Raw genomic sequence first — 26209 nt, forward strand, 5'->3', positions numbered from 1 at the left:
TATCGGAAAATAAAGAAAAATAAAATATAGACTTGAAGTTTTATTCAGAATATTAGAAAATAGTGAATAGGTTGAATTGTTTCAAAAACGAAAAAGGGAGTGTAGGCGAAGTGATTGATCAAAAATTCGATCCATTGCAAGCATGGAAAAATGCTTATGAACAAACCGAAACATTTTGGGGAAAAGCGCTCAATGAAACAATTAAAACAGAAGAATATTCTGCTTGGATGGGCAGCGTTCTAGATTTGAATTTGTTTTATCAAAAAGCATTAAATGATACGACAAAAAATTATTTAGAACAGGTGAATGTGCCGACGAGAGAGGATATCGCTAGAGTAGCTACGCTTGTTATCAATTTAGAAAATAAAGTTGATAACATTGAGGAAATTCTAGAAGAGAAAGTGGATTCATTAGGACAAGCTCCTACATTAAAGCGTGATGTTACGAAAGTAAAACAAGATATTCGCACGCTAGAAACGAAAGTTGATCAAATTTTAGAGTTACTAGAAAAGCAAAATGCAGTACTAGCGAAACTACAAGTACCTGCAAAAGAAGAAGTAAAACCTGCGAATAAGCCGGAAAATAAAAAATGATAATAGCGTTTGTTTATAACGTGTAAAAGGGAAAGGGAGAATCTCTTTTTCATGTATAAACAACGAAACATAATTAATATATGGACTCTATTAATATGAGTACCAAAATGATTCATAACAATCGTTCACAAATTCATTTAAGGGGGAAAAGAAATGGTTCAATTAAATGGCAAAGTAGCAATCGTAACAGGTGGGGCAAAAGGAATTGGAAAAGCAATTACAGTAGCATTAGCACAAGAGGGAGCAAAAGTAGTTATTAACTATAACAGCAGTAAAGAAGCAGCTGAAAACTTAGTAAATGAATTAGGAAAAGAAGGACATGACGTTTATGCAGTTCAAGCGGATGTTTCGAAAGTAGAAGATGCAAACAGACTTGTAGAAGAAGCTGTGAATCATTTTGGTAAAGTTGATATTCTTGTTAATAATGCTGGTATTACAAGAGATCGTACATTCAAAAAATTAAATCGTGAAGATTGGGAGCGCGTAATTGACGTGAACTTGAGCAGTGTATTTAATACAACAAGCGCGGTACTTCCATACATATCGGAAGCAGAAGAAGGAAGAATCATTAGTATTTCTTCTATTATTGGCCAAGCTGGTGGATTTGGACAAACAAACTACTCTGCAGCAAAAGCAGGTATGTTAGGATTTACAAAATCATTAGCATTAGAGCTTGCAAAAACAAATGTAACTGTAAACGCAATTTGCCCAGGATTTATTGATACTGAAATGGTAGCAGAAGTACCAGAAGAAGTACGTCAAAAAATCGTTGCGAAAATCCCGAAAAAACGTTTTGGTCAAGCTGATGAAATTGCAAAAGGTGTAGTATACCTATGCCGTGACGGTGCATATATCACAGGTCAGCAATTAAACATTAACGGTGGATTATACATGTAATGAATCGAGAAAAAAGTGCATATCCATAGCAGGAATGCACTTCTTTTTTTAGAAATAAATCGACCGAAAAGGAGATAGAAAAATGACTACATTCGTAACGGAATGGGAAAAGCAATTGGAGTTGTACCCAGAAGAATATCGTAAAGCATATCGCCGTGTGAAAAGAGCGAGCGAAGTTTTATTACGCGAACCAGAACCACAAGTTGGTTTAACACCAAAAGAAGTTATTTGGACGAAGAATAAAACGAAGCTGTATCGTTACATTCCAAAACAAGAAAAAACACAGAGAGTTCCAATCCTATTAATATACGCGCTTATTAATAAACCGTATATTATGGATTTAACTCCAGGAAATAGTTTAGTGGAATATTTAGTAGATCGTGGTTTTGATGTGTATATGCTTGATTGGGGCACATTTGGTTTAGAAGATAGTCATTTGAAATTTGATGATTTCGTGTTTGATTATATTGCAAAAGCAGTGAAGAAAGTAATGAGAACTGCGAAATCGGACGAGATTTCTTTACTTGGTTATTGCATGGGTGGAACGCTAACTTCTATTTATGCAGCACTTCATCCACACATGCCAATTCGCAACTTAATCTTTATGACAAGTCCTTTTGATTTCTCTGAAACAGGATTATACGGTCCTTTATTAGATGAGAAATACTTCAATTTAGATAAAGCGGTTGATACATTCGGAAATATTCCGCCAGAAATGATTGATTTCGGAAATAAGATGTTAAAACCAATTACAAACTTTGTAGGTCCATATGTCGCTTTACTTGATCGTTCAGAAAATGAGCGCTTCGTCGAAAGCTGGAAATTAGTTCAAAAGTGGGTTGGTGACGGTATTCCATTCCCAGGTGAATCGTATAGACAATGGATTCGGGATTTTTATCAAAATAATAAATTAGTGAAAGGTGAACTCGTTATTCGCGGACAAAAGGTAGACCTTGCAAATATTAAGGCGAATGTCTTAAATATTTCTGCGAAACGTGATCATATCGCCCTGCCATGCCAAGTAGAAGCTTTGCTAGACCATATTTCTAGCACAGATAAACAATATGTATGTTTACCAACGGGACATATGTCGATCGTTTACGGTGGAACAGCGGTAAAACAAACATATCCGACGGTTGGAAATTGGCTGGAGGAGCGTTCTAATTAAAAATAAAAAGTCCAACTAGCGTATGTTAGTTGGATTTTTTTATGGGAAATAACAAAAGATAGAAAGGAGAAATTTATATTTTAGGAGTATAATTATGAAACTTATGACTGGTAAGTTGTTTTGGAATACAGGAGTTTCTATACCTTGTTATCCATCATTAGAAAATGATATGATATGTGATGTGCTTGTAGTCGGAAGCGGAGAAGCAGGTGCTCATATAGCGTATTCGTTAGCGAAAATTGGAATGCGTGTTACGCTCATTGAAAAACGAGCAATCGCATGTGGTAGCACAGCTGCTAATACAGGTTTACTACAATTTCTTCATGATAAATCGCTAACCTCACTTATCCATACATTTGGTGAAAAAAAGGGGGTACGAGCATATAAGCTTTGTTACGAAGCGCTACGAACAATGGAGCAAGTTGTACCGACTCTCGATATTGATCCCCAGTTTATTCCGCGAAGTAGTTTGTATTATGCAAGTAGAAATGAGGATGTATCGTTTTTACAAGAAGAATATAATACGTTACGCCATTATGGATTCCCGGTTGAATATTTTACCGATTCACATATGAAGAAGAAGTATTCATTTATAAAACAAGCAGCGTTATATACGCATGGTGATGCCGAAGTGAATCCGTATTTATTAGCGCATAGCCTTTTGCATAAAGCAAATCAAATGGGAGCTACTATACTTGAGCATACAGAGGCCATACATATAAAAAAACGCCAAAATGATTTAATTTGTTACACGAAAACAGGAAATCAAATTGTAGCAAAGAATATTATTATGGCGACAGGTTATGAAGCACTTTTCGGAAAGAAAGAAAAAAATACAACAGTGGAAACATCATATGCAGTGGTGACAAATAAGGTAGATTCATTTGAAGGCTGGCATGAACAATCATTAATTTGGGAAACAGCACGGCCTTACTTATATTTTCGAACGTATCAAAACCGTATTATTGTAGGCGGATTAGATGAAGCGATGCAAATTCAAACAATTGGTGATACGAAATTATTGCATAAGCGTGATATCCTTATTAACATTGTAAAAGAGATGTTCCCGCAGTATAAGAATATACAGGCAGAGTACTATTGGGCGGCAGCATTTGGCGGTAGTCATGATGGTCTCCCTATTTTAAAAGAAGACAAAGAGATACATAATTTATTTTACGCATTGCCATATGGAGGTAATGGAACTGTGTATGGAATGGTATTTGCCAAATTATTTGAGCAGTTATTTACAAATAAAGAAAGTGAAGATTTTTCTTTATTTAATCGATAGAAAAAAGGTAGCGAAGTGATGGAATGAGAGATATAAAAAAGTTTTTACAAAAATTACGTCCTGTACAACTCATTGTTTTATTTTATTTATTAGCAGTAGTTGTATCGGTGATATTGCTTAGTTTCCCGTTTGTTACGAAGTCTGGTGTGAAATGGACATTTATCGATGCCCTCTTTACATCTGTTAGTGCGGTAAGTGTTACGGGACTGTCTGTTGTTACAATTTCAGATACATTTACTACGGCAGGAATTATTATGTTAGCCCTTATTTTACAATTAGGCGGCTTAGGAATTATGGCACTTGGTACGTTTGTTTGGATTATAACGGGGAAAAAGATCGGTTTGCAGAGAAGAAGACTCATTATGGCAGACCATAATCAAGGGAATTTATCAGGCCTTGTAGAATTGATGCGTTCTATTTTAATTGTAATTATTTCGATAGAACTTATCGGAGCGATACTATTAGGTACAAGATTTCTACTTTATTTTCCAACTTGGCAAGAAGCTTATTTTCACGGTTTCTTTGCCGCTGTTAGTGCAACCACGAACGGCGGATTTGATTTAACTGGACAATCATTAATTCCGTACAAAAAAGATTATATTGTGCAAATGATTCATATGTTACTTATTATTTTAGGAGCGATTGGCTTCCCGGTGTTAATGGAAATAAAGCAATTCTTTAGTAAAAGGCGACAGCAACTATTCCGCTTTTCGTTATTTACAAAATTGACGACAACAACATTTTTTGCCCTCGTTATCGTTGGAACCATTATGATTTTTTTACTAGAACGAAATCAATTTTTAGCAGGAAAGTCATGGCATGAAACAGTTTTCTATACATTATTCCAATCTGTGACGACGCGAAGCGGTGGACTTGCTACAATGGATATACGTGAATTGTCACAACCGACGCTTTTATTTATGAGTATATTAATGTTTATAGGGGCATCTCCAAGTTCGGTTGGGGGCGGAATACGTACAACAACATTTGCTGTTAGTATATTATCGTTATACACTTTTGCAAGAGGTGGAAGAACGGTTAGAGTCTTCAAACGTCAGTTACATGAAGAAGACGTGCTAAAAGCATCTGTCGTTATGACGATGGGGATTTTATTATGTGCCACAGCACTCTTTATTTTATCTATTACGGAAAATGTACCGCTTATGAGTTTAATTGTTGAAGTGTGTTCTGCTTTCGGAACGACAGGGCTATCGACAGGTATTACGCCAGATTTAACAACTGTTGGTAAACTTGTACTCATTGTACTTATGTTTATTGGGCGTGTCGGTATTTTAACATTTATACTGGCTAGTGGGGGAAGAGAACAGCCACCTCGCTATAAATACCCGAAAGAGAGAATTATTATTGGATAGTATGAAACCATTCTACCTATGTGAGGTAGAATGGTTTTTTAGTCGTTAATGCCAAATTGCGGATGCATAAAAGCCTCATTTTTATTATCCACTTCTTTTTTTAGCAACTCTTGATTTTCTTCTGAAATCCACCCAATATCATTTGTAGGATGAATCCATTCTTCTCCAGCCATAATGGCAGGGTCTACTTCATCAGTCCAATTGTGAAGTGGACTATTCTCGGAATCATATTTACTGTCTCCGATTACGACGTCATATTGATTTATGAAAGGTTGTTGCATCTTCTTTCCTGTTCCTTTAAAAGATGGGAAATTCATTTGATGCGGGAGCGTTTCATCTAAAATTGGTGACTGGATTTTATCTTTCTTCTTCAAAATAATCGCCCCTTTTCTAATGTTCTTTTCATAGGTAGTATTTCCATCTAGCGGCCTTATGTACTTGTTAACACTTGCCAGTAATAATTATTTAATGTTGTTTCAAACTAGAGTAGAAAGTGAATTCTTGAGAGCAGGTGAATGTATTGGTAAAAAGAAAAGTGAAACAAAATGCGGCAATCAACAATAATAAAACTCCGAAAGAAAGCTTACCAGATGCAGAATTTGCATTAGAGTATGAAGGAGAAAATAGCGCGAAGTATGCAAATCGTAATTCAAAAAAAGGTAAACAAAAATGAGGCGTTTTTTACAAACGCCTCATTTTTTTGTGGGATTATAAAGGTTTTTTTAATTATTTGTAAATTTAGTGTTCATTATTAGCAGAAAAATGCGAAAAAACATAGAAGTAGCAACGTATTACACAAAAACAAACAACAAACAAAAGATTAATGTTGGTTTAATACTGCTTTTACACTAGTTGTTTATATTAGAGTTGTACATAAGATTTATAAAAGGAGAGAGAGACAGTGAAAAAAACAATCTTTAAAGCTGTAGCAACTGGAATGGTATTTTCGTTATTAATGGGGTGTGGTGCAAAGAAAGAAGAAAGTGCTGGGGCAAAAGTAAAGGATGATAAATTATCTGGATCATTAACTGTTTACACAGCGATTGAAGAAGAACTTGTACCAATTTATCTTGATTCTTTTAAAAAGAAATATCCAGATGTGAAACTGAATATTGTTCGTGATTCAACTGGAGTTATTACAGCGAAATTGCTAGCTGAAGGAAAAAATACACAAGCAGATGTTGTATGGGGAACAGCAGCGTCTAGTCTATTAGCTTTAGATAAAAAAGATATGTTAAAAGGATACTCTCCAAAAGGAGCGGATCGTGTTCTTCCGCAATTTAAAGATGATAAGCAACCAGAAAAATGGGTAGGTAATACGGCATTTATGACGGGGATTGCTATAAATAAAGAAGAATTAAAGAAGAAGAATTTACCGATGCCAGAATCATACGAAGACTTAACGAAACCAGAATATAAAGGAACGCTTGTTATGCCACATCCAGCTTCTTCTGGAACAGGATTTTTAACAGTTTCTGCATGGTTACAAATTATGGGTGAAGATAAAGGCTGGGATTACATGAAGAAACTTCATGATAATATGGCAACTTATACTCATTCAGGTTCAAAACCAGCGAAATTAGCAGGCGCAGGTGAATATCCAGTTGGCGTATCAATGGTTTATAGTGCTTTGAAAGAGAAACAAAAAGGTGCACCAGTTGAAGTTGTATTGCCGAAAGAAGGATTAGGTTGGGAAGTAGAAGCGAACGCACTTATTAAAAAAGATAATGCAAAAAATGAAAAATTAGCGCAAGCATTTTTAGATTGGGCAATTACTGATGATGTAATGAAGTTATACTTCGAGAAAAATGGATTCGCGACAATTAAAAATGATTATAAACTTCCAGATGGATTCCCTAAAGATGTGACAGAAAAGTTATACAAAAAGAATGACTTTAAATGGGCAGCAGAAAATCGTGACAAAATTTTAGAAAAATGGGAAAAAGAGTTTGGCCAAAAAGCAGAACCGAAAAAGTAAGTGAGTGGGAGAGAGAAAAAATGAGCGAATATTTATCAATTCAACACATTCAAAAACAGTTTGATGCATTTACAGCGTTAAAAGATATTTCTTTTACTGTGAAAAAAAATGAGTTTGTATGTTTATTAGGCCCAAGTGGTTGTGGGAAAACAACATTGCTTCGAATTTTAGCAGGGCTAGAAGAGGCAACAACAGGTAGTATCGCTGTGGATGGAAAAGATATTACAGCATTACCTCCTGGAAAGAGGAATTTCGGAATGGTGTTTCAATCGTATGCATTATTTCCGAATTTAACAGCACTTGAAAACATTGAATATGGCTTAAAGACAAAAAAATATGGAAAAGCAGAAGTAAAAGAGAAAGCGCTAGAGGCGTTAGAACTTGTAGATTTGCTGAATGTAAAAGATAAATATCCTGCTCAAATGTCTGGTGGACAACAGCAGCGAGTAGCACTTGCACGTGCGCTCGCTCTGTCTCCGGATATTTTGTTACTCGATGAGCCATTATCTGCTTTAGATGCAAAAGTGCGTGAAAAGTTACGTAGAGAAATGCGTGATTTGCAAGAAAAAGTAGGAGTAACAACTATTATGGTTACGCATGATCAAGAAGAGGCATTAACGATGGCCGATAAAATTGTTGTAATGAATCATGCGGAAATTATGCAGATTGGCACACCAGAGGAGATTTATCAAAGACCAGCCAATCCATTTGTGGCAGATTTTATTGGTTCTATTAATTTCTTTTCGAAAAACAATGAAGAACATGCAATTCGTCCTGAGCATGTAACAGTTGTACAAAAGGATGGTATTAAAACGGTTGTGGAAAGCATGGAATTTCGCGGATCTGTATATCGGACGGAAGTGCGGGTCGTAGAAGAAAAAACACATCTTTATAACGAGAAAATTGTAGTGGATATATTGGCATCAGAAGTAGAAGCAACCGCAATTAGAAAAGGAAAGCCGATTCAAATCTCTTTCTTAGAAAATCATATGTTGTCATATGGAAAGAAGGTCATTGTATAGATGGAGATGTTAGAAGATTTCAAGGTAGAAAGTACGAAAAAAAAGATTAAGAGACGTATCGGTAAAGAAGAGTGGATACAAAGACTATTAATTATTGGTATGCTTCTCGCGTTTTTGATCATGCTTGTATTACCTCTATTACAATTGTTTACACAAGCTTTTTATGATAAAGATGGAGCTTTCATTGGTGTTGCGAATTTCAGTAAATATTTCACAACACCAACGCTAGTTCAATCATTACAAAATACGATATGGATTTCGGGCGCGACAACAATTATTGCAGTAACACTCGCTTTCGCTTACGCCTATGCGATCGCTCGTACGAATGTGTTTGGAAAGCGTGTATTTCAATATATTGCGTTGTTACCATTATTCGCACCAACGATGATGCATGGTATCGCATTTACATATTTATTTGGTAATCAAGGGTTAGTAACGAAAGGAATGTTTGGTTTGTTTGAAGGGATACAAATCCCTTTATATGGACCAGTAGGAATTGTAATGGCTGAAGTCATGTATACATTTCCGCAAGCATTTCTTATATTATTAATTGCTTTTCAAGGCTCTGATTATCGTTTATATGAAGCTTCTAATATGTTAGGAGCGAGTAAAACAAAGCAATTTTTCACTGTTACTTTACCTAGTGTAAAGTACGGATTAATTAGTGCGATGTTCGTTGTGTTTACACTTAGTTTCACTGATTTTGGGGCACCAAAAATTGTTGGTGGGCAATATAATGTACTTGCTACTGACGTATATAAGCAAGTAATTGGGCAGCAAAATATGCCGATGGGTGCAACAGTCGGAATGATTTTATTAATCCCAGCTATATTTGCCTTTGCAGTTGATCGCATTACGCAAAGAAAGCAGGCGAATCTCTTATCTTCCAAATCAGTACCTTACAGAATAATAAATAATAAGAAACGAGATGTTATTTCATTCGTATATTGTAGCGTAGTAACGCTTATGATCATTCTATTATTTGTGGCAGTTGGTATTGCTGCAAGTGTGAAAGTATGGCCATATAATATGAGCTTTACATTTGAGCATTTCAATTTTTCCAGTTTAACAGGAGATGGACTTGAAGCATTTAAAAATAGCGTAATTGTTTCAGCAATTACTGCAGTTATTGGAGCGGTTTTAACATTTATGTTCGCTTATGCGATTGAGAAAATAGATCAGCTACAATTTTTCCGAAAAGCAGGTTACTTTTTCTCTATCGTTCCTTTAGCGATACCAGGTTTAGTACTTGGGTTAGGCTACGTCTTCTTCTTTAGTCAACCAACAATACAAATCTTTGGACTTTCCGTAACGAACCCGTTCCATTCTCTATACGGAACAATTGCTGTGCTAGTACTAGTCAATATCATTCATTTTTATTCTGTAACATTTGTTACGGCAACGACAGCTTTAAAGAAATTGGACCGAGAGTTTGAACTTGTTTCACAGTCGATGGGGATACCGTTTTATAAAACATTCTTTCGAGTTACGGTACCGATGTGTTTACCGGCCATTTTAGAAATGGTAATGTACTACTTCGTAAATTCAATGGTAACTGTCTCAGCAGTTGTATTCCTGTATGCAGCTGATTTTAAACTAGCTGCCGTATCAATTGTAAATATGGATGATGCAGGAAATGTAGCACCAGCAGCTGCAATGAGTGTACTTATTGTTGTTACAAATATTGTAGTGAGAGTTGTATATGAATGGGGAACGAAAGCACTTCGTAACCGAACGTCACAATGGCAAAAAAGATAAATAAGAAGGGTGATGGATTAGATGAAAGTAGAAGCAGTTATTTTTGATTGGGCAGGTACAACAGTTGATTACGGATGTTTTGCACCACTGGAAGTATTTATGGAGATTTTCCATAAACGCGGTGTTGCAATTACTGCAGAAGAAGCCCGTAAGCCAATGGGATTATTGAAAATTGATCATGTTAGGGCATTAACAGAGATGCCTCGTATTGCGAGTGAGTGGAATCGTATTTTCGGACAATTACCAACAGAAGCAGACATTCAGGAGATGTATGAAGAATTCGAAAAGATTCTCTTCACTATTTTACCGCGCTATGCGTCGCCGATTAATGGAGTAAAAGAAGTGATTGCTTCTTTACGTGAAAGAGGAATTAAAATTGGTTCAACGACTGGTTATACGAGAGAAATGATGGACATTGTAGCAAAAGAAGCAGCACTACAAGGGTATAAACCTGATTTTCTTGTAACACCAGATGATGTTCCAGCAGGTCGTCCGTATCCGTGGATGTGCTATAAAAATGCGATGGAGCTTGGTGTATATCCAATGAATCATATGATAAAAGTTGGAGACACGGTATCAGATATGAAAGAGGGAAGAAATGCTGGTATGTGGACAGTGGGTGTAATTCTCGGCAGTAGCGAACTCGGCTTAACTGAAGAGGAAGTGGAGAATATGGATCCGGTAGAACTTCGTGAAAAAATAGAAGTAGTTCGCAATCGTTTCGTTGAAAATGGGGCGCACTTTACGATAGAAACGATGCAGGAACTCGAAAACGTAATGGAACATATCGAGAAACAAGAACTTATTATTTCATAAAAGGGGAATAGGATCATGACTGAAAATCACTATTTATTATTAACGCCTGGACCATTAACAACAACCAAAACAGTAAAAGAAGTTATGTTATACGATTGGTGTACGTGGGATGCTGAATATAACAAAATGGTACAAGAGGTAAGAGCTAAGCTTGTATCGTTAGCAACGAAGGAAGAAGAGACATATACAACTGTTCTCATGCAAGGAAGCGGTACGTTTTCAGTTGAAGCAGTGATTGGATCTGTCGTTCCTAAAAATGGAAAGCTGCTCGTATGTACAAATGGTGCGTACGGTAAGCGAATTGTACAAATGGCAGAGCTGTTACATATAGATGTCGTGGTCAGTCAAACAGAAGAGTGGGAGCCTACTAATATTGCAGAGGTAGAAAAGATATTGCAACAAGATAAAGAGATTACACATATTGCAGTTGTTCATTGTGAAACAACAACAGGTATTATCAATCCAATTGTAGATGTATGTAAATTAGGGAAGCAATACGGAAAAGTAACACTAGTTGATGCAATGAGTAGTTTTGGTGGTATTGAAATAAATATCGCTGAGTTGCAAATTGACTTTCTAATTAGTAGTGCGAATAAATGTATTCAAGGGGTTCCTGGATTCGGCTTTGTTATTGCAAAGCGCGATGAATTGGTGAAATGTAAAGGGCAGGCACGTTCATTATCATTAGATTTATTTGATCAGTGGGAAACGATGGAAAATCAAAATGGGAAATGGCGTTTTACGTCACCTACACATGTTGTACACGCTTTTTATCAAGCACTACTTGAATTAGAAAAAGAGGGCGGAGTAGAAGCGCGTTACAATCGATATTATAACAATCAAAAAATATTAGTGAATAGAATGAGAGAAATCGGATTTAAGCCACTAGTAGATGAAAAATATCAATCGCCTATTATTACATCCTTCATTTATCCAGAAGAGGGGTTTGATTTTGGGCAGTTATATAATGAATTAAAGTGCGATGGGTTTGTTATTTATCCAGGTAAAATTTCAAAAGTAGATACATTCCGCATTGGAAATATCGGTGATGTACATGAGGCAGATATCCATCGCTTAGTTGATAGTATTGCTAAAGGAGTTGTTATAGGTTGAAAGTATTTTGCTTAGGGGGAGCAGGTAAAATTTGTCGTGAAGCAATTTTAGATTTAGTGCAATTTTCATCTTTTGAGGCGATTACAGTAGCTGATTTTAATGAAGAAGAGGGCCTGAAAGTAGTAGAATGGCTCAATGATCCTCGTGTTGATTTTGTGAAAGTAGATGTAACGAATCACGAGGATACGGTTGCAAAAATGAAAGGTTATGACATTGTAATGGACGGTACGACAATTAAGTTAAATGGATTGTCTACTCGATGTATTGCAGAAGCGGGTTGTCACGGTGTGAATTTGAATGGATTTGGTGAAGAAAATGAATCTCATTCTATATTTGCTCAAAATGAAAAAACGTGTTTACCCGGTTTTGGTATGACGCCAGGTGTAACGCAAATGATGGCAATGCATGCAGCAAATCAGCTAGATACTGTAGAGTCAGTACGTGTAAGTCATGGCTCGTACCGTCCAATTGCTTTTTCTGCATCAATTACAGAAACAACGACATATGAATATGATCCACATTTACCATCGCGTACAGTATATGAAGATGGTGAGTTTAAGCAAGTACCTCCGTTTGCGCGTCCAAGAGAAATTGAATTACCGGCGCCTTATGGTAAGGCAACGCAGTATATAATACCGCATTCTGAAACGATTACGTTAGCAAAAGCACTAGAAAATAAAGGCGTCAAACTGATAGAGACGAGAGGAACTTGGCCAAAGCAAAATATGCAGCTCGTACGTGCTTTATATGATTATGGTATATTGCGTAATGATCTGGTTGACATAAATGGGAAAGAAATTGGTATTATGGATTGTATTTCGAAGTATTTATTGCAATCGAAAGAAGGGAAAGAAACAGAAATTTACGGTTATGCACTTCATGTAGAAGTAATAGGTATGAAAAATAATGAGAAACAAAGGCACATATTATATCATACACACCCGTTATCTGATGGTTCTGTTGTAGGGTGGGAAAAATTAAGAGCTTATACGAGAAACGTCGGTATTCCATTTGGGATTGCTACAGAGTTAATCGCAAAAGGGAATGTAAATAAAGTTGGTGTTGTGACACCTGAGGAAGCTTTTGTAAATCCACAAATTATTTTTGATGAACTAAAAAAGCGTGGTATTCATATTCATGAAGAAATTTTAACTGAAAAAGAAAGTTATAACTTTGTATAAGTAAGGCAGTGTATGAGGTAGAAATCAATGGGGTGAAGCTATGTCTGTAGTAGGTGAAGAAAGAAAGCGAACCATTCTTGAGAAGGTAGAGTTTAAAGGGAAAGTAAAAGTTTCAGAGTTAGCGAGAGAGTTTGCTGTATCAACAGAGACGATTCGTCGTTATTTAGAAGAATTGGATCGTGAAAAGAAGTTGAAGAAAGTGTATGGTGGAGCCGTCCAACTTCCGGGAGCTGGAATAGAGGCACCAATGTTAGAACGAGAGATGCTGCATATAGAAGAGAAGAAGAGAATTGGGTATAAAGCAGCAACGTTTGTGGAAGATGGGGATGTGATTGCGATTGATGATGGAAGTACACCACTTCAAATGGTGCCATATCTTGTTCATCGTAAAAATTTAACGATTGTAACAAGTTCATTTCCAGTAGCTACACAATTAATTTCTTCTATTAATAAAAAGATGTTTCACGGTGAAGTTTTATTTATTGGTGGAAAAGTATCTCCAAAGCATTCACGTGTGTCAGGTTCTATTTCGCAGCAAGTAATCCAGCAATTTCATTTTCATAAAGCATTCGTTTCGATTGATGGATTGTTACCTGGTTTTGGGGTTTCTAGTTTTGAATTAGAAAAGGCGAAACTGTCAGAAGCGATGCTGAAATTAGCGGAGAAAACATATATTTTATGTGATCATACAAAAGTAGGGGTAAAAGGAAATTACCGAATAGCAGCATTTTCACGTATTCAACATGTAATTTGTGATAAGAAAATGCCCTATAGTTTTGAAGAGGAAGTCAAAAATCATAATATTCAATGGACAATTTGCTAAATAAATTGAACTCCCACCTGTTTTTGAGGTGGGAGTTTTACTGTCCGCAAATAGCGGGATAAAAGATTTGTATGTATGCAAAAAGTGGACACATTTTCTCATCTCTTTCATATAATTTACCAATACAAAAAAAGTTGGTCGAAGGAAAGAAGGGAGAAGCATGTCAGAACGGATATATAATAAACTTGTATTGTATGCAAATATTTTGCAAAAAATTGGTTTTATTAATGAAAAAGAAAAAAGTGAAATTCTTCATACGCTAGGTAAAAAGGCCCTTTGATTAAAGGGTTTTTTATTTTTTATCTTTGGAAATATAAACTTAGTGTAATATTACCATTGACAATGATAATGATATTCATTATCATTTATTTGTAGATAATTGATAACGTTTATCAATTATGAAAATTATATATGATAGGGGATATTATTTTGAAAAAAAGTTATATTAAGGCGCTAGTAGTAGCCACAACATTAGCAATTCCATTTGCTACATACTCTACTCCCGCATTAGCAGCACTAAAAGCTGAAGCAAACCAGTCGGTGGCAGCAGCTAGTGAACGTACATACGATACTGAGATTAAAATATATAAGGATCAAAAAGATGAGCCATCTATGGTTTCTCAGTACATAAAAAATCCTAAAGTAGCAATTGAAGATGGGAAAAAAATCGTTACTGTAACAATACAAGATAGCGATTATTTTCAATATCTTAGAATAGAGGATAAAAACCAACCTGGTGTATTTCAAGATGTGAAAGTTTTATCAGAAGATAAGAGGAAAAATGGAACGAAAGTGGTCCAATTTGAAATTGGCGAATTTGAGAAGAAGCATAATATGCAAATGCATATACTTATTCCGGCCATCGGATATGATCACAAATATCAAGTTCAATTTGAAATTAAAGATCCAACTGTAGGTGACAAAGAAACAGAGAAACCAGATGATAACTCTAATTCAGGCAATACGGAAACGGATCGTCCAGTTGATAGTCAAAATATGATAACAGATAACAAATTAAGAGAACTTGTTAATAAAAAAGTATTTAATAGAAAAGATTTAAATACACCAATTACGAAAGAGGAGTTATTACAAGTAAAGGACTTGTTTTTAAACACGAATGAGATTCTTGATTATAGTGCATTAAAATATATGCCAAATTTAAAATCTTTAACAGTTGCGAATGCGAAGATAACAGATCCGTCGTTCTTTGCTAATTTAAAGCAATTAAATCATTTAGCTTTGCGTGGTAATGAATTTTCAGATGTAACACCACTTGTTAAGCTGGATAATTTAGCATCTCTTGATTTGAGTAATAATAAAATTACAAACGTTGCACCACTCGTTGAAATGAAAAATGTAAAAAGTTTATATCTATCAGGCAACCAAATAGAAGACGTAACAGCATTAGCGAAAATGGAACAACTAGATTACTTGAATTTAGCAAATAATAAAATTACGAATGTTGCTCCATTAAGCGCGTTGAAAAATGTAACATACTTAACTTTAGCAGGTAATCAAATTGAAGATATTAAACCGTTATATTCATTACCTTTAAAAGATTTAGTATTAACGCGTAATAAAGTTAAAGATTTATCGGGTATTGATCAAATGAATCAATTAAATAAATTATTTATCGGTAAAAATCAAATTGAAGATGTGACACCACTTGCTAAAATGACTCAGCTTACAGAATTAGATTTACCTAATAATGAGTTAAAGGATATTACTCCATTATCAAATCTAGTAAACTTACAAAAACTTGATTTAGAAGCAAATTATATTTCAGACTTATCGCCAGTTAGTAAGTTGAATAAGTTAGTATATTTAAGTTTTGTTGCAAATGAAATCCGCGATGTTAGACCAGTAATAGAACTAAGTAAGAAGGCTTATATTAATGTTCAAAACCAAAAAGTCTTTCTAGAGGATACAGAAGTAAATAAAGAAGTAAAAGTACCTATATACGAAAAAGACGGCGAGGTATCTACAAAAATCCGTCTGAAGAGTGATGGTGGTACGTATAGTAATGGTGTAGTGAAATGGAGTACACCAGGTGAGAAAGTATATGAATTTGGAGTGAAAGATCCATTTGCAGATACAGGTATTTTCTTTACAGGATCTGTAATTCAAAATGTAGTAGAAAGTAAAGGGGACAACAATTCTAAAGAAAACAATACTTCTAAAGAAGATGAAAAAGTAGAAGTAGTAGAATTTAAAGATGTACCAAAAGGACATTGGTCAGAAGAAGCAATTCATTATTTAGCGAAAGAAAATATTTTCAAGGGATATGGAAATGGACAATTTGGATTTGGGGATAGTATTACTCGTGGACAAGTTGCGTCTTTAGTACAAAGGTACTTGAAATTAGAAAATAAAGTAGAGCAGAAAGAGAGATTTACAGATACGAAAGGGCATATGTTTGAGCAAGAGATTGCCACAGTTGCGCAAGCTGGAATTATGCAAGGAGATGGTACTGGGGAGTTCCGTCCAGATGGAGTATTAACTCGATATGAAATGTCAGTAGTATTACAAAAAGTATTTCAGTTAAAGGGAAATGAAAAGAGTGTAGAGAGCTTTACTGATGTGCCAAAAGGTCATTGGGCAGAAGGCTATGTGAAAGCTTTAGCGGATAATAATATATCAAAAGGTGATGGAAAAGGAAACTTTTTAGGTGATGATTTCGTAACACGTGAACAATATGCACAGTTTTTATATAACGCAATAAAGAAATAAAAGATGAGAAAATACGTTATTCTTTGATTTAAAAAGAATAACGTATTTTTTATGTACAAAATGAAATAGGGAATAGACAGAAGTATAGATATATGGATGGCCCATTTTAAAGAAGAGCTATGAAACTATATTGACAAAAAGGCGTTATCATGTGATAATTCAATTAAATTTTTAGAATAATCAAAAAATACTCCTTTTACATAGAAAGGATTCGAACATTATATAAATATTATGCCGGGGGTGACGAAATGTTATTTTTTCTAAAAAAATGGAATGAATTAAAAGATGTGAAATCTGAATTGGCACTTCGTGATTGGTTTTATGGTACAAAAATTAGTTTATCACTCTGTACGTCAAAAGAGCCGTTAACTTTTTTAATAAACGTTGAGGGAAGAGATAAAGGGTTATTTTCAGAAGAAGACTTTATTGTTGTTAATTGTATGTGTGAGCCAGTATTTGAAAATGAAGAAAAACCAGCTGCAGAATCGTTTATGCATGCGGATATTTATAAAAAAAGTAGTGCAGAATGTATTTTACAAGTGCAGACTGTAGATAGTCATTTAATATCAGAGTTATATGGAGAAGAAGGGGAAGTAACATTCGATAAACGTAGTGTGGAACGTGTTTTTGGAAAAGAAGGTATAACAGAAATGACAATTCCCATTGTAGAAGATGAGAAGAAATTTGCTGATTTATTAGAAAATAATGTACCGAATTTTATTGAAGGTGGAGGAGTAGTTCTTGTTCATAATTATGGCATGATTGTGTGGGGGAAAACTCCAGAAGAAGCGAAAAAATGGCTAGAGGGTATAGAATATTTAATGAATTACCATGTAAAGTTGTTAATGATAAAAGGTGCAAAGAGCTCTGTTATATAAAATGTTTGTGATGTCGTTACAAGTCAATAAAAAATGAAAGCGTTTTAAAAATAATTTCACTCATAAAATATAGGTCTCCTTATTATATATAGATTACATGTTGACATGTAAGGAGGAACATATTTTGCGAGTTAAATATCATTTTCTGCCAAAACAGCAAGTAACATTTTGCAAAATGAACGATTCAGGTGAAGAGGCTTTGCACATTATGAATGAAACGGGATTTCGAGCAATCCCTGTATTAGCAGAAGATGAAAAGAAATTCATAGGGATTATTTATAAAGTAGATCTTTTAGAAAAGAAGTGTAATAGCGGATTAGAGAAATTAAGTGCGGAACATATGCTGGGAGATTCCTCCGCATTTATTTTTGAAAAGGATTCTTTTTTTAGAGCATTTTATGTTATTCGTCGACTTCCATTTTTAGCTGTGCTAAATGACTATAATGAATTTGTCGGTATCTTAACACATTCCAATATATTTGATGTTATTGAAGATTCATTCGGTATGCGGACGGGTGGTTATATATTAACAATTGCAACACAAGATTGTAAGGGAACGATTAAAGAACTTGGGACATTGTTGAAAGCATTTAATATCGGTGGATTATTTACACTAGATAACGGTGATCAATATATTCGCCGCGTTATCGTAAATATAGCAGATGAGTTAAATGAAAAAAGATTAAAGCAATTAATCGAAAAAATAGAGAAAAAAGGATTCAGGGTGAGTCATGTAGATTATATTTAAGGTGAAAAGGAAAGGTACCAATTTGCTATATGCAGATTGGTACCTTTTTAGTGTAAGTAATGAATCTTATTTTGAAACAGGAGGTGGAGATAGTGCTAAATCAGATAAAAAAATAAAATCTGCATGCGCGCGAATGTTAGGAATAGAAGTTTCTATAACACGTGATGTAATTTCACCTGGAGGTCCAACGTGTCCAATAGCTACCATAATCGGTTTTTCTTGAAGTTTTTTAATGAGTAATTGGGCTTGTTTTGAAATATGTGCCGCCGTATACACATCATCAAAAAATAATTGATTTTCAATAATAGGCACTCCTAATTCTTTCCCGATTTTTGGGACAACACTCTTAGGATTTGTTTTGCTATCTAAATAAAATAAACCGTGTTTTTTACAAGCTGCAAGTATAAGTCGTACAATTCTTTCGTCCGCGGTCACTTTTGATCCCATATGATTGTTCATGCCAATTGCATGCGGTACTTCTTGAATCGCTTGTTCGAGTCGGTTATTTATTTCTTCGTCGCTTAAATCAGTTGTAATTGCTTTTGGTCCAAGCCATTCTTTTTTACCTTTAATAGGTTCCATTGGCATATGTATAATAACTTCGTGCCCTTTCTTATGAGCCGCTATCGCATCTTCCTTTGTGGAAGGGAGAAAAGGCATAACGGCAACAGTCAGTGGAATAGGAAGTGATAACATTTTATCAGTCCCCTTCATATTATTGCCGAAGTCATCAATGACAATAGCGACTTTGTTTGTATGGGCCTTTGCTTGAACAGGAAACAAGAAGGATGGTAAAAACATAGTAAATATAAGCAATGCAATCGTATATTTGCGCATATAAATATTTCCTTTCTATTTTATCCCGCTATTTGCGAGCAGTGAGGAATGGACAAAATCCCCAATGATTAAATTTCACTTTATCAATCATCATTATGTTTTGCGTTTTTATATAAATTAAACAAAAAATGTCGAAGGAAAGTATATGGAAAATAGAGAATCCGCTATTTAATTGGTATTTGTAAAAAAAGAAGATGAAAAAAATGTCTATTATTGCGAATGTATTTACAAAGATAGAATAATTTGTAATAATTCTCAAAGTGAGGGTAAAGATTTGTAAATTACAGGGAGAAAATGTTAAATTTTCTGATTCTTCAAATTCAAATATGATTAAGTAGTTAAAAGGCCGATGGAGAAGTAAAGTCGAGAGCACGGAAGTATAATAAGGGGGATATGGATGTTTACTGTAAAAAGGAAGTACACATTAGAAAAGCTTTCACGTGATATTCATATGAAACGTGAAGAAATGATTCAATTAGGTTTAACAAGTGGGTTAAATAGTATGGAGACAATTCAAGTGAGTCAAGAATTGGACAAGCTTATTTTACAGTACCAGTGTTATAAAGAAAAACAAACACCAAAATGGTTATCAATTATAAAGGTACCTATTTTTCAAATTGGGTATGAAGGGAAATCAAGTAATTTTTGGCGAATGCTTGTGGCTGGTTTTATGAAATAAGTATAATTACCCTTTTGGGATAAGGATAATTATACTAGGTGTAACGGAATTTCGATATGAACTGTCGTTCCTTCATTTTCTATACTATCAATAAAAATATGCCCATTGTACATCTCTACAATTCGTTTACATATGACAAGTCCAAGACCGGTTCCAGTATCTTTATTAGTAAAGAACGGATGAAAGAGGTGTTTTTGAATATGTTTCGGAATTCCCTTTCCAGTATCTGTAATTTTCAATTGTGCGTGTGTCTCATTGTTTGTTACGGAAATGGTCAGTGTGTCACCAGAATTCATGGCTTCAATTGCATTTTTTGTAATGTTTAAAACCACTTGTTTCATATGGTCTTTTGAGCAACGGATATGAACAGGATGGTCTGGCAAATGTAAATGGAATACAATGTTATGTAGATTCGCCTCAGATTGAATAATTAATGCTACCTCATTTAGAATGGTTCTCACATCATATGTTTGTTCAATGATAGCAGTTGGCTTTCCAAGAATAAGAAATTCGCTTACAATTTCATTAATCCGTTCTATTTCTTGTTCGATGATGGAAAAATAAAACTGATCTTGTTCATCTTTATATTTCTCTTTTAATAGAGCGACGAGCCCTTTAATTCCGGTAAGAGGATTACGGATTTCGTGGGCTGTACTAGCTGCAAAAGTTCCAACTAATTCAATTTTTTGTAGTTCATTTTGTTGTCTTTCCAGTTTTGTTTGACGTTTTAACAACATATATTGAGCAAGTAAAAATAAAATAGACATTAAAAATAAAGTAGCTATACACTCTATTGCAACCCACTGATATAAAGTTTTTTGATGGATAGGCAATGGAGAAACAGAGACCTTCCAATTTAATCTTTTGAGTGGGGTAGTAAGCATATTAGAATGCGCATCACTTGTTTCGTTATTATCATCGGTGAGAAAAACTACATCATGTTTATCAGTTACTTCAAAATGATATTGTGGCTTAATGGCATTTAAAGATGCTGAAATGTAGTCAAAGCGTAAACTTGCTAACAATAAGCCTGAGATTTCCTTCTGTTTATTGAAAATGGGAGAAGCAATCATAATAGCTTGATGTCCAAGAACACGATCTGTAATGACTGATGATACAGTTGTTTTCTTCGTTTGCAATACGTCTTGAATATATTTGCGATCTGAGACATCAACAGGTGGCCGGTCGCCTTCAGATGCGATTGTAATGATTCCTTCTGGTGTAGCGTAATATAAACCAGAAAAACGTGCATCGTTTCCATCTGTATCATGTACAATTTGTTTAACTCCATTTATATTTCCAGTCTCGGTTCCTACGACCTTTGAGAGCATTTTTAATGCGGAAATTGCTTCACCAAGGTGATGATCTAAATAGTCTCTATATAAAAAGAGAACCGTGTGAGCAGATAGTTTGTTTTCCTGCTTCATTTTATACGAATGATATGAATAAAATGTAGCACCAATCCCTATCGTTGGTAGGATAACAAGAACTATATATAAAACTATGCTGTGGAATTTGACTTTCAATTTGGTACTCCTTCTTTTTTATTATCATTATATATAAACTATGTTAAAATTGTCATGTTTTTATTCAAGAATCATTCATAATATATTTGGGGAGAGGAAATGAATGAGTGAATACTCATTCGGAATTCAGATGAAGTACTAAGTTGTTTTTTCTTTTTATTACTGAGAATTTAAGTGAAGGGTTGAAAGTTGTATGACATCAAATAATGAACGAGAAGATATTTCTCAATCTTTAAAAGTATTTATTGCATTATCTCGTGTACATCGTTCTGTTATGGATACTACAAATAAATCTATACAAAGTAACGGGCTAAATCCAACTGAATTTGCTGTATTAGAACTGTTATATCATAAAGGCGGTCAACCACTTCAGCAAATTGGTGAGCGTATTTTAATAGCTAGTGGCAGCATTACATATGTTGTAGATAAGCTAGAGAAAAAGGGACTAGTAAAGAGAATTCCGTGCCCGAATGACAGACGTGTTATTTATGCACAACTAACTGAATCTGGAGAGAGCTTTATTGCTTCTATTTTTCCAGGGCATGAGCAAGTTATACATCAGTCTTTTGAAATGTTAACGAAAGAGGAAAAGGATGAATTACTAGCTCTATTAAAAAAGATTGGAAAATATGAAAAATAATAGTATGTTTCAAAAGAGCTTTGGATAAAGAAATCCAAGGTTCTTTTGTTTACATGTAATTATGACAGCATCTGCCGTATTTTGTTGAAGAATAAGAGGAGATTTGTAAGTAAGCATTGAATTATAGTAAGGATGCACATAATGGAGAGGAGGCTCGTTCATGTCATTTAAAGACTATGAATATAAACGGCCAAATATTGAAGAATTAAAAGAAAAGTTTACCGTTGCTTTAGAGAAGTTTGATAACGTAAAAACGGTAGAAGAACAAAAACAAGTCATCAATTCAATTAACGAAATTCGCAACGACTTCGGTACAATGGGGAACCTTTGTTACATTCGTCATTCTGTTGATACGACAGATGCTTTTTATAAGGAAGAGCAAGATTTCTTTGATGAATTCTCTCCAGTTGTACAAGGATATGGTACAAAGTATTATAATGCGTTAATTCATTCTCCATTCCGTGAAGAATTAGAAGCGTATTATGGAAAGCAATTATTTGCTTTAGCGGAGTGTGATTTGAAAACATACTCTGATGAAGTTGTGAAAGATTTACAATTAGAGAATAAATTGTCTTCACAATATACACAGTTATTAGCATCTGCAAAAATTGACTTTGCAGGAGAAGAAAGAACGTTATCGCAACTGATTCCGTTTATGCAAGGGAAAGAAAGAAGTGAACGTAAAGCAGCAAGTGAAGCATATTACGGATTTTTAGCTGAGAATGAGGAAGAGTTAGATCGTATTTATGATGAGCTTGTTAAAGTGAGAACGAAAATCGCCAAATCTTTAGGTTTCAAAAACTTTGTTGAACTTGGATATGCAAGAATGTACCGTACAGATTATAATGCGGAAATGGTGGCGAATTATCGTCAGCAAGTACTAGATTATATCGTTCCCGTTACAACGGAGTTAAGAAAACGACAACAAGCACGTATTGGTGTAGAGAAGTTAGCATATTACGACGAAAACTTTGAGTTTGCTACTGGTAATCCAACTCCAAAAGGAGATGCGGATTGGATTGTTAATCATGGGAAAACGATGTATAAAGAGTTATCGGCTGAAACGGATGAATTTTTCAATTTCATGCTAGATAATGATTTATTAGATTTAGTTGCGAAAAAAGGAAAAGCTGGTGGCGGATATTGTACATATATTGAGAATTATAAAGCGCCATTTATTTTCTCAAACTTCAACGGAACATCTGGCGACATTGATGTATTAACACATGAAGCTGGTCACGCTTTCCAAGTATATGAAAGTCGTAAGTTTGAAATTCCAGAATACAATTGGCCAACGTATGAAGCATGTGAAATTCATTCTATGAGTATGGAATTCTTTACATGGCCATGGATGAAGTCATTCTTTGAAGAAGATGCAGATAAATATTATTTCTCTCACTTAAGTTCAGCACTTCTGTTTTTACCGTATGGTGTATCTGTTGATGAATACCAACATTATGTATATGAAAATCCAGAAGCATCACCAGAAGAGCGTAAGACAGCATGGCGTAATATAGAGAAAAAGTATTTGCCGCATCGTGATTATGAAGATAATGATTATTTAGAGCGCGGTGGATTCTGGCAACGTCAAGGACATATTTATAGCTCGCCGTTCTACTATATCGACTACACATTAGCACAAATTTGTGCACTGCAATTTTGGAAACGTGCAAGAGATAATAGACAAGAGGCATGGGAAGATTATGTGAATCTGTGTCAACAAGGTGGAAGTAAATCATTCTTGGAATTAGTAGAAGTTGCAAATTTAACATCACCATTTGCTGAAGGCTGTGTGAAAAGTGTCATTACAGAAATTGAAGCGTGGCTACGTGCGATTGACGACACAAAATTGTAAAAAACATGCGCTTTTTTTCACATGTTTAACATCGACATAACGAGAAAATGATGAGATAATAAAAGAAAATTCAGAATACTAAAGAGGTGTTTCTAATAAGGAGCACCTCTTTTCACCAACAAAAAGGGGGGAAAGAAGTATGCTTCAATCTAATATGGATGTGAGTTTAGAAAGTTTGGTGAACTTATTACAGTCTACTCGAAGCACGCTATTATCAGAAATTGAAATGTTAAATGATACAGAAGTGAATGTAAAGCCACGCCGTGATAAATGGAGTATTATTCAAATTTTGCATCACTTGCATTTAGTTGAACAATCAGTTACATCTGCCCTTGTATATGCTTTACAAAAAAATGAAAGAAATACGACTCCATTTAAAGACCTCCAACTTACGCTTGATCGCACACATAAACGAGAAGCTCCTCAGCAAATGGAACCAACAGAAACGTTAATGAAAAAACAGCAAGGAATTCAATTACTAGAACATTCACGACAAGAACTATTACACGCGCTTCATAGTGTGATAGATGAAAAAGATTTATTTGAAAATGGATTAAAGCATCCTATTTTTAACGATTTGAATTTGTATCAGTGGGTTCAATTTCTTGATTTGCATGAACAAAGACATCTTACGCAGTTAAAAGAGGCGAAACACGCAATTTTGCAACGATAATCAGAAGGAAGTGGGAGACCACTTCTTTTTTGATACGTGCATAGTTTTCTTTCTTATTTTGGAATACTACATGGAGAAAGAACAGAAGGAGTTGAAAAGTATGTCCAAGAAAAAGAAAGAAGAAGAGCGCGCGTGGAAAGCACGTAAAGAAAATCAAAAACCACATGGTAAAGTGAAAGCCTTTGCTGAATTAGTTGAAGGAACAGAAAAAACGTGATGAGTATTTCATCACGTTTTTTGTATGAGTGGAAAAGTTAATAAGAAGGTTGTACCTGTACCTTTTTCGCTTATAATATCAATTTTTCCGTTCATAGCTTGAATAACACTGAATACGACCATCATTCCAAGACCAGTTCCTTTTTCTTTCGTTGAGTAGAAAGGGGATCCAAGGCGTTTTACTTGTTCTTGATCCATACCAACTCCTGTATCTTTTATATACAATTGTATATGCTTATGGTCTGGAACTAAAGTGAGTACGAGATCACCGCCTGTAGGCATTGCCTCAATACAGTTTTTTAAAATATTTAATAAACATTGGTTTAGTTTTTGTTTTTCACCAGCGATATAGAAAGATGTACTTTGTTTGATATAGTGGATACGAACATTTGTTAAATTAGCAAGAGGTGTGATTAAAGATAAGGCATGCAATAATTCTTCCTCTACTTGTAACTGTTGTTCTTTTTCAATACTTGGTTTCGCGAAAGTTAAGTAGTCTGTAAGAACATGATTTGCTTGTTCGATTCCGTTGATGGCTATGTCGATATATAATTTTCGCTCTTGCTCAGTGCATGTATTTGACTGCAAGAGTTGTAAAAATCCTTTTGTTGAAGTTAATGGATTGCGAATCTCATGAGAGATGGACGCTGCCATTTCTCCAATTAAATGGAATTTTTCGGCATTCATAAGTTCGTTTTGAAGACGAACTTGCATTTGTAGTATGTGTAGCAAATATAAAATAAGGATTGTTCCAATTATTGTACATATTTCGTACACGATAATATGGGGTATGTAATCGGCGCTATTTGTAACCTCTGAGAGGAAAGAAGGTACCCAGCCCAAGCCAAATATGAGACTGTAAAAGATAGCGAGTGCTATTTTTATTCGATTAGAACTTCGGTTAAATAGTTTGTATGTTAATAGTAGAACAATAAACAGTAGAACCGAAGCGATAAGGGATGGAAAAACACCTATTCCCCCTAATAAGAAGCGGTATATGTTTAATACAGTTAAGATGGAAGCACCAGCAATAGGGCCCCCTGTTAATGTACCGACAATTAATACGATATGGCGCATATCAAATTGAAATCCATAATTTGTTTTTGCTCCGAAAGTAATACATAGTATGGTAGCGAGGCAACATAATGCAATAAATATAGCTGAATTTAATTTAGGAGAACGTTTCCCTTTTTGATTCCAAAATAAATGGTATACGAGCATTGTAACAAGGATGAATAATATATTTAGAAAGAGATAAATAATAAAGGGTTTCAGTGGGGTGCCTCCTCTCTTCTCGCATTAAATTCATCATACTATAAAATGAAAGAAATGAAATGAAAAATAGCGGAAAAATCAGAAATTTTTTCTGGTAGTATACAATATGTTACAATAAGCTTTGTCAATGAAAGAAGGAATT

Annotated in this window: 25 protein-coding genes; 21 read left to right on the forward strand and 4 right to left on the reverse strand. The window is 34.8% G+C overall.

The features are described from left to right. The first annotated feature begins 110 nt into the window (after positions 1 to 110). From phaR to ACU8YW_RS06705, 5 genes are all read left to right on the forward strand, one after another. Positions 111 to 593: a polyhydroxyalkanoic acid synthase subunit PhaR gene (gene phaR / locus ACU8YW_RS06685; RefSeq protein WP_000566954.1), complete on the forward strand. Its 483-nt coding sequence runs from the start codon at positions 111 to 113 to the stop codon at positions 591 to 593. A 153-nt stretch (positions 594 to 746) separates the two neighbouring features. Beyond that, positions 747 to 1490 carry an acetoacetyl-CoA reductase gene (locus ACU8YW_RS06690; RefSeq protein ID WP_000250411.1) on the forward strand — a complete coding sequence of 248 codons (744 nt, stop codon included), beginning with the start codon at positions 747 to 749 and terminating at the stop codon, positions 1488 to 1490. 82 nt (positions 1491 to 1572) lie between these two features. Further along, positions 1573 to 2658 (forward strand): class III poly(R)-hydroxyalkanoic acid synthase subunit PhaC, encoded by a 1086-nt coding sequence (gene phaC / locus ACU8YW_RS06695; protein ID WP_000206842.1) that lies wholly within the window; start codon positions 1573 to 1575, stop codon positions 2656 to 2658. A 94-nt stretch (positions 2659 to 2752) separates the two neighbouring features. After that, the gene (locus ACU8YW_RS06700) at positions 2753 to 3946 is read left to right on the forward strand and encodes an NAD(P)/FAD-dependent oxidoreductase (RefSeq protein ID WP_046958233.1); all 1194 of its coding nucleotides are present in this window, start codon (positions 2753 to 2755) and stop codon (positions 3944 to 3946) included. A gap of 23 nt (positions 3947 to 3969) precedes the next feature. Next, on the forward strand, positions 3970 to 5319 hold the full coding sequence (locus ACU8YW_RS06705; RefSeq protein ID WP_001204694.1) for a TrkH family potassium uptake protein: 1350 nt from the start codon (positions 3970 to 3972) through the stop codon (positions 5317 to 5319). Between the two features lie 38 nt (positions 5320 to 5357). Here ACU8YW_RS06705 and ACU8YW_RS06710 read toward each other — a convergent pair whose 3' ends face one another. Continuing rightward, on the reverse strand, positions 5358 to 5693 hold the full coding sequence (locus ACU8YW_RS06710) for a DUF3905 domain-containing protein (RefSeq protein WP_000725963.1): 336 nt from the start codon (positions 5691 to 5693) through the stop codon (positions 5358 to 5360). Positions 5694 to 5839: 146 nt separating this feature from the next. Here ACU8YW_RS06710 and ykzP point away from each other — a divergent pair, with 146 nt between their 5' ends. The 11 genes from ykzP (at position 5840) to cbpA (ending at position 18366) form a co-directional block, all read left to right on the forward strand. Beyond that, a complete protein-coding gene (gene ykzP / locus ACU8YW_RS06715) occupies positions 5840 to 5992 on the forward strand; it encodes a protein YkzP (RefSeq protein ID WP_000240799.1) in 153 nt (50 codons plus the stop codon). Positions 5993 to 6220: 228 nt separating this feature from the next. After that, entirely contained in the window at positions 6221 to 7297 is a 1077-nt protein-coding gene (locus ACU8YW_RS06720) for a putative 2-aminoethylphosphonate ABC transporter substrate-binding protein (RefSeq protein ID WP_000750887.1), read from the forward strand. Between the two features lie 20 nt (positions 7298 to 7317). Next, positions 7318 to 8319, forward strand: a complete 1002-nt coding sequence (locus ACU8YW_RS06725; RefSeq protein ID WP_088608354.1) for a putative 2-aminoethylphosphonate ABC transporter ATP-binding protein — start codon at positions 7318 to 7320, stop codon at positions 8317 to 8319. After that, positions 8320 to 10077 carry a putative 2-aminoethylphosphonate ABC transporter permease subunit gene (locus ACU8YW_RS06730; protein ID WP_142293430.1) on the forward strand — a complete coding sequence of 586 codons (1758 nt, stop codon included), beginning with the start codon at positions 8320 to 8322 and terminating at the stop codon, positions 10075 to 10077. 21 nt (positions 10078 to 10098) lie between these two features. Then, entirely contained in the window at positions 10099 to 10893 is a 795-nt protein-coding gene (gene phnX / locus ACU8YW_RS06735; RefSeq protein WP_046957074.1) for a phosphonoacetaldehyde hydrolase, read from the forward strand. 15 nt (positions 10894 to 10908) lie between these two features. Further along, a complete protein-coding gene (gene phnW, locus ACU8YW_RS06740; protein WP_046957075.1) occupies positions 10909 to 12006 on the forward strand; it encodes a 2-aminoethylphosphonate--pyruvate transaminase in 1098 nt (365 codons plus the stop codon). Then, a complete protein-coding gene (locus ACU8YW_RS06745) occupies positions 12003 to 13187 on the forward strand; it encodes a saccharopine dehydrogenase family protein (protein WP_088608353.1) in 1185 nt (394 codons plus the stop codon). The genes phnW and ACU8YW_RS06745 overlap by 4 nt, the downstream gene beginning before the upstream one ends. A 40-nt stretch (positions 13188 to 13227) precedes the next feature. Next, positions 13228 to 14010 carry a DeoR/GlpR family DNA-binding transcription regulator gene (locus tag ACU8YW_RS06750; protein ID WP_000117659.1) on the forward strand — a complete coding sequence of 261 codons (783 nt, stop codon included), beginning with the start codon at positions 13228 to 13230 and terminating at the stop codon, positions 14008 to 14010. 429 nt (positions 14011 to 14439) lie between these two features. Further along, a complete protein-coding gene (locus ACU8YW_RS06755) occupies positions 14440 to 16740 on the forward strand; it encodes an NEAT domain-containing leucine-rich repeat protein (RefSeq protein ID WP_098133181.1) in 2301 nt (766 codons plus the stop codon). A gap of 248 nt (positions 16741 to 16988) precedes the next feature. Next, positions 16989 to 17618 (forward strand): class II aldolase/adducin family protein, encoded by a 630-nt coding sequence (locus ACU8YW_RS06760; protein WP_048545015.1) that lies wholly within the window; start codon positions 16989 to 16991, stop codon positions 17616 to 17618. Between the two features lie 124 nt (positions 17619 to 17742). Then, the gene (gene cbpA / locus ACU8YW_RS06765; RefSeq protein WP_048545012.1) at positions 17743 to 18366 is read left to right on the forward strand and encodes a cyclic di-AMP binding protein CbpA; all 624 of its coding nucleotides are present in this window, start codon (positions 17743 to 17745) and stop codon (positions 18364 to 18366) included. 66 nt (positions 18367 to 18432) lie between these two features. On the opposite strand, the gene ACU8YW_RS06770 is transcribed toward cbpA, so the two are convergent. After that, a complete protein-coding gene (locus ACU8YW_RS06770) occupies positions 18433 to 19203 on the reverse strand; it encodes a divergent polysaccharide deacetylase family protein (protein WP_046958227.1) in 771 nt (256 codons plus the stop codon). A 397-nt stretch (positions 19204 to 19600) separates the two neighbouring features. Here ACU8YW_RS06770 and ACU8YW_RS06775 point away from each other — a divergent pair, with 397 nt between their 5' ends. Then, positions 19601 to 19882: an aspartyl-phosphate phosphatase Spo0E family protein gene (locus tag ACU8YW_RS06775; protein WP_000495532.1), complete on the forward strand. Its 282-nt coding sequence runs from the start codon at positions 19601 to 19603 to the stop codon at positions 19880 to 19882. Between the two features lie 29 nt (positions 19883 to 19911). On the opposite strand, the gene ACU8YW_RS06780 is transcribed toward ACU8YW_RS06775, so the two are convergent. Further along, positions 19912 to 21408, reverse strand: a complete 1497-nt coding sequence (locus tag ACU8YW_RS06780; protein WP_088608351.1) for a sensor histidine kinase — start codon at positions 21406 to 21408, stop codon at positions 19912 to 19914. Between the two features lie 193 nt (positions 21409 to 21601). Between ACU8YW_RS06780 and ACU8YW_RS06785 the strand changes: the two genes are divergently transcribed. The 4 genes from ACU8YW_RS06785 to ACU8YW_RS06800 all read left to right on the forward strand — a co-directional run bounded on the left by ACU8YW_RS06785 (position 21602) and on the right by ACU8YW_RS06800 (position 24793). Beyond that, positions 21602 to 22048: a MarR family winged helix-turn-helix transcriptional regulator gene (locus ACU8YW_RS06785; protein ID WP_000203344.1), complete on the forward strand. Its 447-nt coding sequence runs from the start codon at positions 21602 to 21604 to the stop codon at positions 22046 to 22048. Positions 22049 to 22208: 160 nt separating this feature from the next. Then, positions 22209 to 23903, forward strand: a complete 1695-nt coding sequence (locus ACU8YW_RS06790) for a M3 family oligoendopeptidase (RefSeq protein ID WP_087984813.1) — start codon at positions 22209 to 22211, stop codon at positions 23901 to 23903. 139 nt (positions 23904 to 24042) lie between these two features. Continuing rightward, positions 24043 to 24576: a DinB family protein gene (locus ACU8YW_RS06795; protein ID WP_088608350.1), complete on the forward strand. Its 534-nt coding sequence runs from the start codon at positions 24043 to 24045 to the stop codon at positions 24574 to 24576. Between the two features lie 100 nt (positions 24577 to 24676). Further along, positions 24677 to 24793, forward strand: coding sequence for a DUF6254 family protein (locus ACU8YW_RS06800; RefSeq protein WP_000038254.1), 117 nt, complete (start codon positions 24677 to 24679; stop codon positions 24791 to 24793). 11 nt (positions 24794 to 24804) lie between these two features. Here the strand turns inward: ACU8YW_RS06800 and ACU8YW_RS06805 are convergent, their stop codons facing one another. Then, positions 24805 to 26013 (reverse strand): ATP-binding protein, encoded by a 1209-nt coding sequence (locus ACU8YW_RS06805; protein ID WP_088608349.1) that lies wholly within the window; start codon positions 26011 to 26013, stop codon positions 24805 to 24807. Positions 26014 to 26209 lie beyond the last annotated feature (196 nt).

The sequence above is a fragment of the Bacillus pretiosus genome (assembly GCF_052947655.1).

Excerpts from the sequence above, each read along its gene's own strand:
- ACU8YW_RS06690 (WP_000250411.1), top strand. The coding sequence starts at position 747 with ATGGTTCAATTAAATGGCAAAGTAGCAATCGTAACAGGTGGGGCAAAA.
- phaC (WP_000206842.1), top strand. The coding sequence starts at position 1,573 with ATGACTACATTCGTAACGGAATGGGAAAAGCAATTGGAGTTGTACCCA.
- ACU8YW_RS06700 (WP_046958233.1), top strand. The coding sequence starts at position 2,753 with ATGAAACTTATGACTGGTAAGTTGTTTTGGAATACAGGAGTTTCTATA.
- ACU8YW_RS06705 (WP_001204694.1), top strand. The coding sequence starts at position 3,970 with ATGAGAGATATAAAAAAGTTTTTACAAAAATTACGTCCTGTACAACTC.
- ACU8YW_RS06725 (WP_088608354.1), top strand. The coding sequence starts at position 7,318 with ATGAGCGAATATTTATCAATTCAACACATTCAAAAACAGTTTGATGCA.
- ACU8YW_RS06730 (WP_142293430.1), top strand. The coding sequence starts at position 8,320 with ATGGAGATGTTAGAAGATTTCAAGGTAGAAAGTACGAAAAAAAAGATT.
- phnX (WP_046957074.1), top strand. The coding sequence starts at position 10,099 with ATGAAAGTAGAAGCAGTTATTTTTGATTGGGCAGGTACAACAGTTGAT.
- phnW (WP_046957075.1), top strand. The coding sequence starts at position 10,909 with ATGACTGAAAATCACTATTTATTATTAACGCCTGGACCATTAACAACA.
- ACU8YW_RS06750 (WP_000117659.1), top strand. The coding sequence starts at position 13,228 with ATGTCTGTAGTAGGTGAAGAAAGAAAGCGAACCATTCTTGAGAAGGTA.
- ACU8YW_RS06760 (WP_048545015.1), top strand. The coding sequence starts at position 16,989 with ATGTTATTTTTTCTAAAAAAATGGAATGAATTAAAAGATGTGAAATCT.
- ACU8YW_RS06770 (WP_046958227.1), bottom strand. The coding sequence starts at position 19,203 with ATGCGCAAATATACGATTGCATTGCTTATATTTACTATGTTTTTACCA.
- ACU8YW_RS06775 (WP_000495532.1), top strand. The coding sequence starts at position 19,601 with ATGTTTACTGTAAAAAGGAAGTACACATTAGAAAAGCTTTCACGTGAT.
- ACU8YW_RS06785 (WP_000203344.1), top strand. The coding sequence starts at position 21,602 with ATGACATCAAATAATGAACGAGAAGATATTTCTCAATCTTTAAAAGTA.
- ACU8YW_RS06790 (WP_087984813.1), top strand. The coding sequence starts at position 22,209 with ATGTCATTTAAAGACTATGAATATAAACGGCCAAATATTGAAGAATTA.
- ACU8YW_RS06795 (WP_088608350.1), top strand. The coding sequence starts at position 24,043 with ATGCTTCAATCTAATATGGATGTGAGTTTAGAAAGTTTGGTGAACTTA.
- ACU8YW_RS06800 (WP_000038254.1), top strand. The coding sequence starts at position 24,677 with ATGTCCAAGAAAAAGAAAGAAGAAGAGCGCGCGTGGAAAGCACGTAAA.
- ACU8YW_RS06805 (WP_088608349.1), bottom strand. The coding sequence starts at position 26,013 with ATGCTCGTATACCATTTATTTTGGAATCAAAAAGGGAAACGTTCTCCT.